This is a genomic window from Candidatus Thalassolituus haligoni, from assembly GCF_041222825.1.
GTDB classification, from domain to species: Bacteria; Pseudomonadota; Gammaproteobacteria; order Pseudomonadales; family Oceanobacteraceae; genus Oceanobacter; species Oceanobacter antarcticus.
Genome location: NZ_CP139482.1, coordinates 3,975,885 through 3,993,617 on the forward strand (window position 1 = coordinate 3,975,885; position 17,733 = coordinate 3,993,617).

Genomic DNA, 17,733 nt, shown 5'->3' on the forward strand with positions numbered 1-17,733 from the left:
GTGCCCACTCTCGGTTTCCGAATGGTTTCAAATGACAAAGCCGATGTGCAGGCATAACGGGGTTACGCCAAAAAACGCCAACACCGAGTTGGAATAATTTGGGAACCCTTGCAGGGCTCTGATCCACTTGCTCAACGAGTTGCTAATAAACCAGAGTCAGTATCACGCTATCGTGGTATTCGCCACTGGCTGCGACTCCTTATCCCGGCTGAATTTCAGAAACAGGATAACAACAGCCATCACCGCAGCACTGGCAGAGGCCATATACAGTGGTGCTTCCAGACCAAACGAGTTGGCCATTTGACCACCCACCGAAGGCATGATGGTCGCGCCAATAATCTCGGCGAACATGGAGGTCATGCCAATGGCGGCCGCAGCTGTGGCGCGAGGCACACTCTCTGACGCAGCAACCACTATCACCAGCGTCGTAATACCAAGGCTACAGTTAGTGATAAATACGAGCAATGCCAGCAACCAGACAGTATCGTACAGCGGAACCACCATCAGCGTCAGCGGTGTAAAGATCGCGGCAATGGCCATCATCAGAGCCGCTGCCTTGCGACCGACAATGCCGGACGCCCAAACCAGAATAAAGCCGGTTACCACACCACCTGCTCCACTCATGCCCATCACCATACCGGCAGTGCGGGGATCCTGCTGCTGTACTTCCGTGATGTACAGAGGTCCAAACGAATTGAACAGATACAACCAGCTCAGGAAGCAGGAACCGGCAATTGAGCAGATCCAAATATTGCGTGTCATCAGGACATTGCGGAAATCTTTCAGGGTCGGTTCGTGATGATGGTGGTAAGCCCCCTGCTTGCGAGGTTCCACCACAAAGAAGGCCATCAGAGCAGCAACAATTAACACAGGAGCACCAGCCAGGTAAAATGCCACGTGCCAGTCGTAAGTGGACGCCACCTGGGTAACCAGTACCGGGGCGATGGCAAGGCCAATAATAGTACCTGCACTAAGTACAATGGCGATGTTATTGCTGCGAGTACGATCAGATGATGATTCACTGATCAGAGCCGACATGGTGGCCAGAATCGGGCCTTCGGCAACCCCCAACAAACCTCGGACAATCAACAGAGATTCGTAGGTTTCAACCATACCGGAAGCGGCTGTCAGACCGGCGGCGGCAATCAGCGACGGAATCAATACCGGCTTGCGGCCAATCTTGTCTGATAAGGCACCGAATAAAAAAGTAGAAGCAGCCCAGCCCAATGCCAGCACCGAGTTCAGCTTGCCAATCTGGGCGTCATCCAGTCCCAGATCCGGTTTAATGTAGGGCGCCAAAAATGACAGCGTCATACGATCAAGGAATACCGTTCCCCAAGCGACGAACAGCAAGGCTACCAACCCCAGTTCATAGCGTCTATTGAACATTACAGTTCTCTCCAGTTGTTATTCTTGCTTCCAGCCGATGCCCGAAATTCGGTTTTTTTTCAGCCATATATTTATATTTTTTATTCAGAAAAACATTGACATGAAAAACATTCTCACATCAGTTTTTGACCTCATAAGGAATAGTGCAGGATAGCATTCCGGGTTGGCCGACAAATGCTGTCGATAAACAAAGGCATATCCGATCGTTCCCGCTAAAACAAAATATTGCATTCTAAATACAGAAAGAAAATCCCTGATATCCGTTATATAAATAAAACCGACCATAGCAGAAAGAAATTTGAAAGATCGATCCCGTTTTTCCGATATACCAGGAATTACATATTAGGGTAATTTGGTCCACCGCCACCTTCCGGTGCTACCCACGTAATGTTCTGAGCGGGGTCTTTAATGTCACACGTTTTGCAATGTAAGCAGTTTTGGGAATTAATCTGCAACCGCTGACCGCCAACGTCATCGACCACCTCATACACACCTGCTGGACAATAACGCTGCGCAGGTTCTGCATACATGGGCAGGTTGCTATCAATCGGTATTGATGGGTCTTTAATCACCAAATGACACGCCTGGTCTTCGGCATGATTTGTGTTGGAAACAAACACAGAGGACAGTTTATCAAAGCTCAGCTTGTTATCCGGCTTAGGATAGGCAATCCCAGGACTCTGAGCAGCCAGTTTGAGGCAACTAAAGTCCGGTTTGCGATCATGTAGAGTAAACGGCAAAGCTCCCTTGAACAGGTTCTGATCCAGCAGATTAAAAGCACCACCCAGCAGGGGGCCAAACTTATGCATAGCAGAGCCAAAGCTACGAGACTGAAACAATTCGTCATAAAGCCAGCTACTCTTGAATCGATCTGCAAAATCAGTCAGATCTTCCCCGCCCTGACTGTCGTTTTGCAGTGCTGTAAAGATCGTCTCAGCTGCCAACATTCCTGACTTCATCGCGGTATGAGTGCCCTTAATTTTACTGAAGTTTAGAGTGCCTGCGTCACAGCCAATCAGTAAACCGCCAGGAAAATTCATCTTCGGCAACGAATTGAATCCACCCTTGGTAATCGCCCGAGCACCGTAAGATACCCGAGTCCCTCCCTGTAGATATTGCGACAATGCAGGGTGGTGCTTGAGACGCTGTAACTCATCAAATGGACTGACCCAAGGGTTGCTGTAGTTCAGGTCAACAATTAACCCAACAACCACTTGGTTGTTTTCGAGGTGATAACAAAAAAAACCCCCAGTGGTATCACCACTCAATGGCCAGCCAGTACCGTGAACCACCAGCCCAGGCCGATGCAGATCAGGATTAATATCCCAAAGCTCCTTAAGACCAATGCCGTAGTGTTGAACATCGGCGTCAGTATCCAGCTGAAAGCGTTCAATCAGTTGTTTACCCAAGTGCCCCCGACAGCCTTCAGCAAACAAGGTATAACGAGCGCTCAGTTCAATACCTGGAGTGTAGGCTGGCCCCTGCTCACCCTTGGCCGTTACTCCCATATCGCCAGTGGCAATACCTTTAACACTGCCATCGTCGTTAAACAAAACTTCCGTGGCTGCAAAACCCGGATAAATTTCAACCCCCAGCTGTTCTGCCTGCTCCGCCAGCCAACGACACAGATTTCCAAGACTGATAATGTAGTTACCCGTATTGTGCATGGTCACAGGCACCATACGGCTGGGAACTTTCACTGTGCCACGCTCGCTGTGAAGCAGATAGACGTCATCTTTGGTCACTGGAGTATTGAGTGGTGCTCCCCGTGCCTGCCAGTCGGGAAACAACTCGTCCAATGCGCGGGGTTCGAGAATCGCTCCAGACAAAATATGAGCGCCTATTTCAGACCCCTTTTCAACGACGCAAATCGTCAGAGTCTTTCCTCCTGCCTGAGCCTGCTGAGCCAAGCGACATGCAGCGGATAACCCAGAAGGGCCACCACCAACAATGACAACGTCAAACTCCATCACTTCACGCATCGGTATTTCCCACTCCTCTACGCTTTCTCAAAGCTTGCGTGCCAATTCAGGTAATGCATCAAACAAGTCCATTACCAAACCATAATCCGCGACCTGAAAGATCGGCGCATCCGGATCTTTATTGATGGCGACAATCACTTTGGAACCCTTCATACCTGCCAAGTGCTGAATCGCACCGGAAATCCCCACCGCAACATACAGATCAGGAGCCACAATTTTCCCAGTTTGGCCAACCTGCAAATCATTACTGACAAAACCGGCATCAACTGCTGCACGAGATGCGCCAATCGCTCCATTAAGACGATCTGCCACGGCTTCCAGTAATTCGAAATTACGACCATTCCCCATACCTCTGCCACCCGAGACGATCACGCTGGCAGCCGCCAGCTCTGGGCGTTCAGATTGAACCAGAACCTCATCAATGAAGACGCTAGTCTGGTCATCACAGTGTGTGTCGATACTATCAATGACGGCACAACCACCTGTTGATGCTGCCTTATCAAAAGCAGAAGTACGCACCGTGATCACTTTAATCGGATCAAGAGACTGCACCATCGCAATGGCATTACCCGCATAAATCGGGCGCTGAAAAGTATCCTCGGCATCCACCGCAATAATTTCAGATATTTGGCCAACATCGAGCAAGGCTGCCACTCGAGGCATTACGTCTTTACCCATGCTGCTGGCGGCCGCCAGAATGTGTTCATGCCCTTCTGCCAATTCGATAATCAAGGCCGATAGTTTTTCCGGTAATAATTTGTCATAAGCGGCGTCGTTGACCAGTAAAACCCGATCAATACATGGAATACTGGCAGCCTGCTCCGCCACTGCTGCACAATCATTACCTGCTATCAGCATGGTGATACCATTACCGATACGACGTGCTGCGGTGACGACATTCAGAGTACTTGTATTAAGGGTTTTGTTATCGTGTTCTGCGATTAAAAGAATTGTCATTACCGTACCCTCAAATCACCTTGGCTTCATTTTTCAGTTTATCCACGAGTTCATCCACACTGGCCACCTTGATACCCGCCTGACGCGCTTCGGGTGAATCCACGCTCAAGACCAGTGCATGCTGCTTCAGCTCAACGCCTAACTCTTCCGGAGTCACCACCGCCATCGATTTTTTCTTAGCCCTCATAACATCAGGCAATTTTGCATAACGCGGTTCATTCAGGCGTAAATCGGTAGTTACAACGGCGGGCAATGCCAACTCAACTGTGCGCAGGCCACCATCTATTTCCCGAGTTACCTGAACTTTGCTGCCATTCACCTTAACAACGGACGCAAAAGTTCCCTGAGGGCGTCCAGTCAAAGCCGCCAACATCTGACCTGTCTGATTGTTATCTGCATCAATGGACTGCTTACCCAGAATGACCAGCCCCGGCTCTTCGCTCTTCATCAGAGCAGCCAACAGCTTGGCAATATTAAGAGGCTCGGCAACGGCATCGGTGTTCACCTGAATGCCACGATCAGCGCCCAGCGCCAGCGCCAGGCGCAACTGTTCTTGCACCACATCAGGCCCAACAGAGACAACCACAACTTCAGAGGCGATACCTGCTTCTTTCAAGCGGACAGCCTCTTCGACGGCAATTTCACAAAAGGGATTAATGGCCATTTTGACATTGGTCAAATCCACGCCACTACTATCAGCCTTGACCCGAACTTTAACGTTGTGATCCACAACCCGCTTTATGCATACCAGAATTTTCATTCACTCTCCCTCTGATCAATACACACATCGGTCACTTCGACCCAGGGCTGAATGGTCGTAAAGTTGGGAATATCGGCCATCAATACACCCGCCGCCGCCGCAAAACTGCTTTCGTAGTCTGCTAAACGCTCAAACAGAATTCCGGTCATCACTTCAAATCGTGCCGGACGACCCGGCTCCCCCCCACAAAGACCACTTTCTACATGAATCCCCTTACAGGCAGATCCCAGCAGTCCGGCCACCATGGGAATATGTTTGTTGCAATAATAATCCAGGTCGAATCCGGCACCTTCAGTGACCGGGTACATGACATTTATTTTTATCATCTTGTTTATCCCATCTTTAAAAAAACAGCTTTAGGGTACATCTATAAATTATTGCGCTTGAAATGAAGGCGTTTAAAATCGACTAGAAATTCTCATTTATTACTCATAAACTGCGCTTTTCGTCGATTTTTTTCCTTGTTCTTTCATCGCTTGCTATATTTTTAGATGCGCCCTTTAGAAAGCATTACGTTAGAAGGCATTACGTTTATTCTCCGTTTGATCTCAACGGCATAACCAGCACCGGCACCGATGCAGAATCGAGCACCTTTTGTGTTTGTGAGCCAACCAATAATCGCTCCAATCCATGATGGCCATGAGAAGCCATCACCACCAGGTCACAAGCGCTGCTGCGGACTTCGTTAATAATTTCCTCAAACGGCGCATCACCTATACGCAGCTGGGTAACCGCTCTGACACCATGCAAGGCAGCGAGATCCAATGCCGCCTGGAGAGTCTGTTTGGCTTCATGGAGTGCTATGTCTATAAAACGATCAGGAGACAGAGTTCTTTGCAGAGCCCCTTCAGCAGTGCCTTCAAAGTCCTGACAGACCGTAATAAATGTCATCGTCGCTCCGATCTCACTGGCAAATTTGATCGAATATTCCGCCAATCTCATAGCCAGGGGCGACTGATCCAAAGGCACTAGCAGGTGCTGGTACATGTATTTTTACTCCGTATATTCATATTATTTTCATCAGCTATCTCTTTATATTCAGAGCGCAACAGGAAATGACCGAGAGATGGAATAAGAATCAGAGCACCAATCATATTCCAGATAAACATGAAGGCCAGCAGGATACCCATATCAGCTTGAAATTTTATAGGTGAAAGAACCCAAGTACAAACGGCAATCCCCAATGTAATCCCGGTTAATACAACCACTTTCCCAGTAAATAGTAACGAACGATAATACGCTTCGGACAGAGTCATACCCGCCCGCAAATTAGCCAGCGTAACCGAAAGGATATACAAGGCATAATCCACACCAATACCAACCCCCAAGGCAATAACAGGTAAGGTTGCCACTTTGACGCCAATACCCAGAAAAACCATCAATGCTTCGCATAACACAGACGTCAATGCCAGCGGGATAATTGCACATATAACCGCCCGCCAGGATCTAAAGGTGATGTAAGCCAGCAGGGTGACCGCTGCATATACCAGCAGCAGCATTTCAGAATTTGCCTTACGCACCACAATATTGGTTGCAGCTTCAATCCCGGCACTGCCAGCGGCCTGCATAAAGGTTACATCAGCGGTGTTGTTGGCTGCGGCAAAGGCTTCTACCACCTGTACCACCTCTTCCAGAGTATCGGCGCGATGGTCTTTCAGATATGCGTAGATCGTCAGCAGGTCACAGTTCTGGTTAAACAGTTCTCGAGAAGCACGGGTAACAATCGAGTTGATTAGCGACTGTGAACGTGGAATTTCATACCACAGCAGACTCCCTTCGTTCATCCCTACCGCAGCGGCCTTGGCCTGGCTGGCCAGAGACCGGGTCGACTCCACACCCGTCAGTTGCTGCAGCTGCCATTCCAGCGCATCTACTTTGATCAGAGTGCCATAATTGGCGCACTCGTATTGGGGAGTACGCACCATCACAACGAAGATATCACTGCTGGTTGAGTAGTTGGCCGCCAAGAAGGCGTTATCCAGGTTGTAGCGTGAATCCGGGCGTAACTCTGGCGCACCAGCATCCAGATCCCCAATTTTCAACTGCTGGCTGACCACCAGCCCAAAGCACCCCAGCCCGATACTTACCAACAAGGCAATAGACGCGTATTTACGGCGGGTGAAGAGATCCAGAAAATCCCAGAAGCGGTGTTTTTTATGCGTAGCATCCTGCAAATCAGACTGCTCAGAACGCAAGCTACGCTGGGCCGCTTTCGGATCAACCCCCGAATATGACAGTAAAATGGGTAGTAATACCAAGTTAGTGAGAATCAGGGTTGCCACACCAATACTGGCGGTGATGGCCAAATCCTGAATAATCTGGATATCAATCACCATCATTACGGCAAACCCCACCGCATCGGCCCCGAGAGCGGTCAACCCCGCCAGGAACAGACGCCGAAAGGTATATCGAGCCGCAACCAGTCGATGAGTACCACGACCAATATCTTGCATGATCCCATTCATTTTCTGGGCGCCGTGGCTCATGCCGATAGCAAAAACCATAAACGGTACCAGAATGGAATAAGGATCGAGTTCATAGCCAAGTACTGGCAACAGGCCCAATAGCCATACGACAGCAATCAGAGAACAAAGCACCACTAGCAGAGTACTGCGGACGCAACGTGTGTACCAAAACAGCACACCAATACAAATGGTGATCGCCAGTGCAAAAAATCCGAGTACCTGCACAAGACCGTCAATCAAATCGCCAACAACTTTGGCGAAACCGGTGATATGAATACGGATTTTTTCCGACTCATACTTGCTACGAAGCTCTTCTAGATGGGTTGCCAACGTATGATAATCCAGTCTATTGCCAAGATCATCACGCTCCAGCAGCGGCACAAAAACAATACTTGATCTCAGATTGGTAGCCACCAGCTGGCCGATTTCCCCGGAACGCTCAATGTTGATACGCACCTGCTCCAGCGAATTTTGGGAACCATCATAATCGTCAGGAATAACAGGCCCTCCATCCAGACCATACTCGGTCACCGCAACCCAGCGAGTAGATGGAGTCCAAAGGGACTTCATATAAGGGCGTTCGACACCTTCGGTCAGGAATACCTCATCATTTATTTTACGTAACACATCCAGATATTCACGATCATAGATCGAGCCGCCGGTATTTTCGACAGATATTCTGACAGCATTACCAAGGCCAGATAGCTCGGATCGATTTGCAAAATAATTGACAATATATGGATGACTAGCCGGAATCATTTTTTCAAACGAAGCAGCCAATCGCAGGTTGGTTGTCTGCGCAGCCAGCAATAATGTCAAGATCAAACATATTCCGATAACAATACGTCGATGATTAAATAGCAGACGTTCAACCCGAGATCCCGAATTATGATTAAATTCGGTCAGATCCTGAATAACCGGGTGCTCAGATTGGGCATGATGCACGACGATACTCCATTTTTATTTCAGTGACCGGCGCGAAAGATTGTTCGCACCAGAAAAGATTAGCTGTTTGTCTGCCGATTCAATAAATGCCGAAATCGGTCCATTGGCAGGCAAGCCCACAGAATTGAAGAATGTTGCATCCTTACTCAAATGCAGCTGACCGGTTTCGTCTGCCAGCACAATCGCTCCATCTGACAAAATATGACCAGCGACTATAGAGGTTTCTGGCAGATTGAGTGCTTTCCAGGATTCTCCTTGATCCGTGCTCGCGAATGTTTTACCACGCAAGCCATAGGCAATCAGGCTCTTGTTACCTAGCGGCAGAATTCCGAACAGAGATCCATCCCAGCCCACATTCAGTGAAGAGAATGACTGGCTGTTATCATCGGAACGAAACAGGGCTCCCTGCTCACCGGCGAGGTATATGAAATTTTCCTGTTGGACAACAGCATACAAATGGCGACCTGCAGGGTCTGCGATACGTCCAATCAAACTTTCCCAATGCATGCCACCATCACGGGTTGCAAACGCGATACCATAGGCACCAACGATGATGCCGTGCAACGCATCGGTAAAATGTATTCCAAGAAATGGCTTGTCGGCACCATCCTGCACCAGATAGCGGGCTGCCTGCATGCGACTGTCATTAGCACTATCCTTTTCAGCTGCCTTAAGTTCAATCTGCGCAGCCTGAAAACCGTCTAGCTGCTTTTTCCAGTGCTTACCACCATCCACAGTCTTCAACACCACACCGCTATGACCGATCGCCCAACCGGTGTCAGCATCAACAAAATACAGTTTGGTGAGCGTGACACTCACAGGGACAAAGTCGGCCTGATGCCAGCTTTGGCCTGAATCATCAGAAAGCATAACGACACCACGCTCGCCGCACGCCACCAAGCGATCGGCTGCCCGCACCACACTGGTGATTAATACATGATGGGCACGTGATGATTTCGTGCTCTCCATATTCAGAGGATCCAAACGAACCATATCTTCTGAAAAAACATTCACTGAGATAAAAGCCAAACCAAGAATCAGTGAGATATTCCGTAGATATTTGGTCATAAAATTACCTGATTTCCGAAACGTGAATGAGTCAACCCGGCCTTCCGAACGAAAACCGGGACTGACCTTTAAGAAGTTTTAACGAAGACCACTGGCCCCCATTGAAGCCCCGGTAAAGAAGCTATTTGGCTTATCATCCACAACTCGAAAATATTCTTCGTTAAAGCACTGCACACAACTGAAGGTTTTAGCCTGCAGATCATATACAAATGTTGTGTCCGCAATGACGATCGGGTAATCCGGTTCAACTGTTGGCATAACATAAGAGGAACGCCACAATTTACCTTCGGCGTCATATCCATCAATCATAGATACCGCCCAGGTATCTTCGTCAAAATAGAATGTGCGTTTCGGCAGAACGTGACGCTTGCCAGCTGCAACCGTTGCTTCTACAACCCAAACCCGGTGCAGCTCCCAGCGCACCTTGTCTGGATTAAAGTGAAAAGGCACCATCGCATCATCCATCGGCGTCGCCTGGAAACCGTTAGTGTTGTAAGGGATATACATTTCCTTCTTGCCAAGCAGCTTCCAACTGTAGCGATCTGGTGATCCATAGAAGCCAATCACTTCGTCGAAGTAATTCGCTCCAGATGCCACGAAGTCAGGCGTATCATATGCCACCGTTGGGGCACGTCGAACCCGACGTTGACCCACCAGGTACTGCCACGCCTGTCGGCTGTTAACCAAACTCACGTTATCCCGAATCACCAGTGCTTCACCAGCCTTGAACGGTGGATCAGTGTTTACGAACCGCGCTAGCAGATAATCACCACTCCATTTTTCGGCACTGCCATTACGAGAATAATACGGCGACTGGTTGTTGTTTTCTGCACGGGTAGCGATAGTCCAGCGGCCATTGGACGATCCAACGACGTTCTTCAAACCGAACTCTGAAGAGCTGATTCGAGGATGCAGAATGTGGTTCCAGATGACTTCTTCACCAGACTTTGGAATCGGGAACGGCACGCCACCAAAGGCGTTCTTCACTTCACCGTCTTCACCTAAAGAGGCCCTGGTCGCATTAGTGTAAGTGTTTTCGTACACATAGCGTGGTGCTGCAGCGGTACGATGCGTTGGATAAACATCAACCCGGAAGCTTGGGTATTTTTTCATCAACTCGATCGTGCCCTGGCTGAGTTTGTCGACGTATTGGCCAGAATTGTTCGCGTCAATAAAAAACAACGGTTTTTCGGCGGCATACGGATCAGCAGAGTGGCCGGTATTCAGTTTGGCAACCTGAGGAGCACTTTTGCCATCCCAGGCAGGGATGCTACCATCCGCGTTGCCCGCCTTTTCCGCACCCAGCGGGGTCAAAGAGGTCTTGAGTTTGGCGGCTTCTTCAGCAGACACACCGGCCTGAGATATTGCCGGGATATAACATATCGATGCTACCGCGAATGCCAGCGCAGCCTTATTAAAAAATTTCATTTCCAGATCCTTATATTTCGTTAGAACGAACGCTGAACAGTCAATGCAACAAAATCGCGATCGCCGTAGTACTGGTCATAACTGGCATAGCTGGATGCTGCCGCATCTTCCGATGCCAATACCGGAGCCGGGCCGTCATCGCCGAAGAAATGTTTGTAGTTGAAGCTGAGTTTCCAAATCCTCTGAATATCGGCGTTAATACCAACGGAAATATCTCCACCATGCTCAGGAACCATCTGAAATATTGCTGAACGACCACTAATCCCATAACCCACACCAATTGGAACCTGCATATCAACCCCAGGAAGAACTTGAAAATATTCGGGTTGAAATACAAATCGAACGGCAGAATGGCCACGTGTACTAGTAGTGTTTTTAGCCGCCAGCCCCGTCGCACTAACCGGGTCATGGGTAACACTCATCAACCGATTATAGGCGATTTCACCAACAAAGCTGGCACCATCCCAAAGAGACGACTCTGTAAACACTGAAATGGCAGACCAATTCATATGAAAAGTGTTACCGCGTGCATAAGGCGTATTATCTTTATTATCGGCATCGGCCATGGTGCTAATTATCAGATCTCCCAATGGGGCCAGTGGTGTATTGTGTCGTATGGATATTTCACCAGCAACATTGCTTTCACCAAACACGGTAGAAATACTGGCACCAAAAGTGTCAATGTCTCGCGCATACATCAAGCGATAAGTTTCAGTAGCCACATCGACTACTGGAATAGGGGCTTTTTCGCTATAACGAGCGGCATATACACCATAATCGGTATCACTGATGCGGATTTTAATACGGGCACCGAAGTTGCCGCTGTCGTCACCCTCAAGATCGGATACACGAGGTGCTACACCAGATCCAAAAGGAATCAGTAACAGATCACTGCCATCACCGACGAAGTCAGCGGCACCAAAATAGCTTCCCGCTGCCGGCAATCGTATCGGCTTCCATTCGTACTGATAGTAGGCACCAACAGACACATCAGGGGAAAGCTGGAAGTCGGTAGACACCTGCCCTACGGGCATGGCAATTTCTTTGAATTGGGCATTTGGCAAAGAATATGCTTTGATCAGATCGACCGGCCCCTGTGCCGCAGCAATACCGTTGGCACCCAGGAACAGGGTTTCACCGTAGAGCTGGGTATGCTTACCCACACGCACAGTAATACCGGATTCTTCACCCGTCATAAAACGGCCGTACAAAAAAGCATCCAGAATTTCGACCCGGCGCCCCATGACGTCCTGAACATCAGACGAATTACGATTGTTTTTTTCACCTGCCAGTGTTGCCTGGGTATTTGGAGGATTACCATCCGGATAGTCATTATATTCATTCATATAATGATCATCGTACCAAGCAGCACCCGATATACGGAATCCGTAGTTTTTATAAAGGAGGTCAAACTCAGAAAGTAGATCAAGGCGATTATTGATCAGACCTCGGTCATGCGCAAGATCTCCATAATCCGTATTCGGCTGCTCACCGGACTCACCAGAGGCTACATAATTATCAGGCTTATTAAGACGCCATGCTGCCGTGTATTTAAATGTATTATCCCAACGGACTTTCAAGTCGGGATTGCCCGTATTGATCGATTGAGAAAATGCTTCTGGAACACCACCTCCTAGCATAGCCACAATGGCAAGTGAGAGAACACACTTTCGCTGCGGAGTACCTTGTACACCATGGGGATCTGGAACAGATTTAGTCATATTAAACCCTTCAACTCGGATGGCAATCCCTAGAAGCGCCATCTCATTTCTATTTATTATTAGGGAACTTTTATTCTCAGCCAGACACTCCACGTCCACAATCACGGAAACCCGTGACCTATAACTTAATCCGGATTATTTTTCTTTATGCAGGAGCGGATTTACCCGCGATTGAAGCGACAATCTATGATCATTTATCGGACACAAGCCTCCTCTTACATGCAAATCGTCGTCTGCCGATTAATTTAATGGCTTTGGTAAATGGGTTATTGAAAGAAAAAAACGGCCCCTAAAGGAGCCGTAAAAAGGTGCCTGCTAGCACCGACTGAGACAGATAAAAAGGCGGTGACAATGAAAGACTAAGAGGAAAACATCATCCCCTCTGCTAACTTTGTTAATGTAAGTTAAAAACCATCAATGACCAATACCGGATACCCGTTATAAACAACAAAAACACCTGACATAAAACCAAAGCCATCCCCAAAGAACCATCTATTTAATCCTGCACAGCGCTCGACTCTGGCAGCAACCCGCGCCCTTCGGAGGCTGCCGGAATAAATTGATGAATCAAAAAGCATTAATCTATCAAATTTTATTGATACAACTACGCTTGAGTAAATCCGCCATCGACATATAAGGTATGCCCGGTGACATTGTCGGCTCCAGCAATATAGGCTACAGCCTCCCCCAGGTCCTTTGGCTGCTGTGGACGAGCCAGCGGTATATTAGCCCGTGACAAGGCATCCAGAACAGCTGCCGATTCAACACCCGATACAGCAGCATACGCCGGGCCCAAATGTTCAGACCACATCAGTGAATCCACAAACCCGGGACAAACCGTATTTACCGTAATATCGTAGGCAGCCAATTCTTGGCACCAAACCCGGGTCAACCCCAATACGCCACTTTTTGTAGCAGCATAAGCAGACTGAAAGGGTGCAGGCCGAGCAGCGGCGACGGAAGCCACATTGATAATTCGTCCACGCTTTTGTTCAATCATTGTGGTTACGACGGCTTGGGCACATAGAAAACTGCCCTTCAAATTAACATCAATCACTCGATCCCAAACGGCTTCCTCCAATTCCTGCAGAGGTGCCAGACCGATAATGCCGGCATTATTGACAAGAACATCAATGGCGCCAAGCTGCTCCAGTACCGTAGCCGCCATTTTTACGGTCGCCTTACGGCTAGTCACATCCACCGCCACTGCGATGGCTTTGTACCCCCGCCCTACCAATTCATCTGCAAATCGATCGCAGACCTGTTGATCAAGGTCAGCGACCACTACCTGCATACCGCGAGCAGCGAGTACCAGACACACACCCCGACCTATGCTGCCAGTAGCGCCAGTGACAATGACAACCCTGTTGCGAATATCCATCGATACACTCCTTGGTTGGTAACTTACCGACCGGTGGTAAAACCACCATCAACTGTATTGGCTGAACCGGTGACTATGGCCGCTTCGGCACTGCCCAAGAAGGCCACCATGGCGGCGACTTCTTCAGGGGTGGCGCAACGCCCCATAGGATGCATATCATCCAGCGCTTGCCATTGCTCTTCATCCGTTAATTCAGCCATAGTCAGTGCAGTTCGCACAAATGTTGGGCAAACCGCGTTGACTCGCACGCCATACTTTCCATACTCGATAGCGGCGGAACGGGTGAGACCAAGCACACCATGTTTGGCTGCCACGTACGGGCTGACACCGGCAATACCCATCAGTGCAGTAACCGATGCAATATTAATAATTGCACCTCCACGCTCCTGCATATGCGGCAGTTCGGCTTTCATGCTATTGAAGACGCCAGTCAGGTTGACATCAATCACTCGTGCCCAAGTCTCATCCTCCTGATCTGCCAGAGGGGCAAACGGAATGCCTATTCCGGCGTTATTCACCGCCATATCCAACTGGCCAAACTCTTCAAGCAAGGTGGCAATCGCCTGCTTCAGCTGTTCAGGTCTGGTCACGTCTGCGCACAGAGCCAGTGCTTTGGCACCTTGCTCCCGCAGTTTGCTAGCAACTCGTTGCGCCGCTTCAATGGAATAATCCAGCACGGCGACAGCAGCACCTTCGGCAGCGAGACGCTCACAAATGGCTTCACCCAAACCGGCACCACCGCCGGTCACCAGGACGGTCAGCCCTTCGTACCTTGAGTTACAGAGATTTTTCATACTGTCTCCTGAATTTGTTCTGAAGGGGCGATCCGGCCCGATAGCCACGCCCCGCCGAATCGCATGGATCAGCGAATAATGTCGACCATATCGCCAGCAACCTTTTGACTCACAAGCTCGGCATGAAGCTCACGGACACCCACCACGTAGGCGGCGGGCACCATCCCTACCGCGCGCTGCTGTCCCCGCAGCAGGGTGTCAATCACCTGAGCTCCCATAGAGGCAGTACCCACATATCCGAATGCAACTCCCGGTAGAGACACCGAACGCATGGTGGTACGGCCACGGCCATGACAGGTAATCAAACCCCGATGAATATCAAAATCCTCCCGTGGAGGCTCACCTTGCGGCGCTATTTCCATCGCCCAGCGATTGGTAGCTTCTTCCTGCTCTTGCGCTGAGCGGTGCTGATAGTCACTGGTAAACTCTTTCATGCGCGAGATAACCAGATTCATCAGAGCCTGATTGCGGAAGGTCACCAGAGTTGAGCAGTTGATGACACGTTTGTCGTCCTCAAGCCAGACAGACTCACCACCACCGCTCCATGGCAAGGCCATCAGCACTTCATGAATTCCCGGCACCACCATATTGACACCTTCGATCGGCCAGGCTTCCCGCTGGTTGTTCTGCAGCCGATATTGCGGCTGACAGCACATCCGCATGAATGACAGGGTTGAGGACACAGAAGGCACACCAGAGAGTGTGTAGGTAATATCCAGAGAATCGATGCCATCAGTTTCCAGTACCTTTTCGGCCACCATCAGTCCCAGGTTCCACATCGCAGAGGTAGCAGGCAATAACGCCAGCCCTTTATCCGCAAAGCGCTGAGAATATTCAGCCTTCAGCAAGAACATCCAGTCTTGCTCACCGGTACAGTCCAGATAGTGGCAACCGGCTGCCAGTGCCGCTTCCACAACCGGCTTGCCCAATTGCATATAAGGGCCAACGAGGTTATGAACGACTTTTTTCCCGGTAAAGAGTTTGGTCAGTGCTTCTTTGGTGTGTTCAACCGCGACCACCTCATATTCAGCACCTTGCAGTTCTTCCATAGCACCGAGTTGCTTTTCCAATCGCTCTTTATTGCGTCCGGCAGCAATAAACGGGATTTTGCGCTCGGCCAGTTTCCAGGCAAGATGCTTGCCGGTGTATCCACTGGCACCATAAACAACGACTTTCGGAGAGTTCATAGTTTTTCCTTTTTTATTTTTTGAGGGATTTAACGCACAAGGCACTCAACAGGATCAGCCAATACGATCCCGATATATCGGGTCCAGACCTGCCTTGAATTTCTCGACCAGAAACCGTGGCTGCACTTTTTCTGTGGCAGTTTTCGGGAGTTCTTCCATTACATGAATAAATTCGGGAATCATGTTGTTTTCGAGGCGGCCCCGACACCAGGCGAATACCGACTGCGGGTCAAAACCATCCGCTTTTCCCGGAACCACAGCGATGACGATATCGCTTTCACCCGGCGCGCCTGATGCAGCTGGAATACCGTAAGCCGCCACATCACTGACATCTGGATGCTCAGCCACCACCTTTTCCACAAAACCGGGGTTGATAAAGTCTCCGTTATGACGAATACCACCACCCTTGCGATGCTGGTAGAACACCCAGCCATCAGCATCCATCGTCACCACGTCGCCGGTGCGCAACCAGCCGCCTTCAACTTTGGCAGCCGAAGCTTGCGCATTATTGAAGTAATCCACGACAGCAGGCGAACCATCGGCAGGCCGGAACCAGATTTCACCGGGTACTCCAGGAGGTACTTCATTGCCCTGTTCATCCACCACAATCGCTTTCAGCACCGACGGTGCGCGTCCACAACTGCCAATCGGGCCGACACCTGGCGGATTAATGGTCATGCCACCTTCCATGGCGCCATAGAATTCAAAAATATCAACACCAAAGCGCCGGGCAAAATCGCTCCACAGAACAGCAGGCATACCAGCACTGATAACCAGACGTACCGGGTTATCAGCATCGTTAGCTCGCTGCGGTTCGCTGTAGATGGCAGTCACCATGCCACCAAGCAGTGAAAACGTGGTGCATCCATAGTGCCGGACAATGTCCCACAGGCGGGACTTGGTGAAACGACGGCTGATCACCGCTCGCAATCCCATTTTCAATGACGGAGCAAGGGTCAGAAACTGGGCATTGCCATGCGTCAGGGACAAACCGGTATAAGGGCGATCCTGTTGGGTATACCCAAAAACCGCTTGACCCTGATTTGCCACAAAGCCAAAACGGCCGTGCCGAACAATCACACCTTTAGGGTCTCCCGTCGTTCCAGAGGTGTACATGATCTGCATCGGCGCAGCGTCATCCTTGGCCATCACCTCAAGCTCTATTTCAGGAAGTGCAGTTGCCAGGGCATCTGCCATGGATACGGGGGTGATTGACGAGCTATTCCCAGCCAGCCAGTTCTCACCAACCACATAGGCGAACACCAGACTGGGGACTGCATCCACACACTCAAGCAAAGCCTGCAAGGTGTAATCGGCGCAGATCACCCCCAGACAACTGGCGTCATTCAGCATGAATGTCAGTTTTTCACCACGGGTACGCGGGTCAATCGGCACCAGTACCGCCCCCAGAATGGCGGCAGCAATCATGGTTTCTACAAACTCGGGATGATTTTGCATCAGCAGGCCGATACGATCTCCGGTATGAATACCGCTCTCTTTCAAAGAAAGGGCTATACGCTGGCTGTTATCCCAAAGCTGCTGGTAGGTACGAACCTCTTCGCGTTCACCATCCACAAAGGTCAGAACATCCAGATCCGGCTCTCGCGCCACACCTTCAGCGACGATATTCGCGATAATGCTCATATTCTTCATAAG

At 49.7% G+C, this 17,733-nt stretch carries 14 protein-coding genes; all 14 read right to left on the reverse strand.

Going from position 1 to position 17,733, the window contains the following annotated elements:
• Nucleotides 1-162: 162 nt before the first annotated feature.
• Nucleotides 163-1,389, reverse strand: a complete 1,227-nt coding sequence (locus tag SOJ49_RS17975) for an MFS transporter (RefSeq protein WP_369855860.1) — start codon at nucleotides 1,387-1,389, stop codon at nucleotides 163-165.
• 335 nt (nucleotides 1,390-1,724) lie between these two features.
• Nucleotides 1,725-3,371 carry an electron transfer flavoprotein-ubiquinone oxidoreductase gene (locus SOJ49_RS17980; protein ID WP_369855861.1) on the reverse strand — a complete coding sequence of 549 codons (1,647 nt, stop codon included), beginning with the start codon at nucleotides 3,369-3,371 and terminating at the stop codon, nucleotides 1,725-1,727.
• A gap of 27 nt (nucleotides 3,372-3,398) precedes the next feature.
• Complete coding sequence (locus SOJ49_RS17985) at nucleotides 3,399-4,328, reverse strand: electron transfer flavoprotein subunit alpha/FixB family protein (RefSeq protein WP_369855862.1); 930 nt, start codon at nucleotides 4,326-4,328, stop codon at nucleotides 3,399-3,401.
• A gap of 10 nt (nucleotides 4,329-4,338) precedes the next feature.
• Nucleotides 4,339-5,088, reverse strand: a complete 750-nt coding sequence (locus SOJ49_RS17990) for an electron transfer flavoprotein subunit beta/FixA family protein (protein ID WP_369855863.1) — start codon at nucleotides 5,086-5,088, stop codon at nucleotides 4,339-4,341.
• The gene (locus tag SOJ49_RS17995; RefSeq protein WP_369855864.1) at nucleotides 5,085-5,414 is read right to left on the reverse strand and encodes an EthD family reductase; all 330 of its coding nucleotides are present in this window, start codon (nucleotides 5,412-5,414) and stop codon (nucleotides 5,085-5,087) included. The genes SOJ49_RS17990 and SOJ49_RS17995 overlap by 4 nt, the downstream gene beginning before the upstream one ends.
• A 205-nt stretch (nucleotides 5,415-5,619) precedes the next feature.
• Nucleotides 5,620-6,075, reverse strand: a complete 456-nt coding sequence (locus SOJ49_RS18000) for a universal stress protein (protein WP_369855865.1) — start codon at nucleotides 6,073-6,075, stop codon at nucleotides 5,620-5,622.
• Nucleotides 6,057-8,468, reverse strand: a complete 2,412-nt coding sequence (locus SOJ49_RS18005; RefSeq protein ID WP_369858086.1) for an RND family transporter — start codon at nucleotides 8,466-8,468, stop codon at nucleotides 6,057-6,059. Before SOJ49_RS18005 ends, SOJ49_RS18000 begins: the two co-directional genes overlap by 19 nt.
• Nucleotides 8,469-8,513: 45 nt before the next feature.
• Entirely contained in the window at nucleotides 8,514-9,566 is a 1,053-nt protein-coding gene (locus SOJ49_RS18010) for a WD40/YVTN/BNR-like repeat-containing protein (protein ID WP_369855866.1), read from the reverse strand.
• 78 nt (nucleotides 9,567-9,644) lie between these two features.
• Nucleotides 9,645-10,916 (reverse strand): DUF1329 domain-containing protein, encoded by a 1,272-nt coding sequence (locus SOJ49_RS18015; RefSeq protein WP_369855867.1) that lies wholly within the window; start codon nucleotides 10,914-10,916, stop codon nucleotides 9,645-9,647.
• A 98-nt stretch (nucleotides 10,917-11,014) separates the two neighbouring features.
• Nucleotides 11,015-12,715 (reverse strand): DUF1302 domain-containing protein, encoded by a 1,701-nt coding sequence (locus tag SOJ49_RS18020; protein WP_369855868.1) that lies wholly within the window; start codon nucleotides 12,713-12,715, stop codon nucleotides 11,015-11,017.
• Between the two features lie 604 nt (nucleotides 12,716-13,319).
• Complete coding sequence (locus SOJ49_RS18025; RefSeq protein WP_369855869.1) at nucleotides 13,320-14,096, reverse strand: SDR family NAD(P)-dependent oxidoreductase; 777 nt, start codon at nucleotides 14,094-14,096, stop codon at nucleotides 13,320-13,322.
• A 23-nt stretch (nucleotides 14,097-14,119) separates the two neighbouring features.
• Nucleotides 14,120-14,890 (reverse strand): SDR family NAD(P)-dependent oxidoreductase, encoded by a 771-nt coding sequence (locus tag SOJ49_RS18030; protein ID WP_369855870.1) that lies wholly within the window; start codon nucleotides 14,888-14,890, stop codon nucleotides 14,120-14,122.
• A gap of 68 nt (nucleotides 14,891-14,958) precedes the next feature.
• Entirely contained in the window at nucleotides 14,959-16,077 is a 1,119-nt protein-coding gene (locus SOJ49_RS18035) for a trans-acting enoyl reductase family protein (RefSeq protein ID WP_369855871.1), read from the reverse strand.
• Nucleotides 16,078-16,131: 54 nt separating this feature from the next.
• Complete coding sequence (locus SOJ49_RS18040) at nucleotides 16,132-17,730, reverse strand: class I adenylate-forming enzyme family protein (protein ID WP_369855872.1); 1,599 nt, start codon at nucleotides 17,728-17,730, stop codon at nucleotides 16,132-16,134.
• Nucleotides 17,731-17,733: the final 3 nt, after the last annotated feature.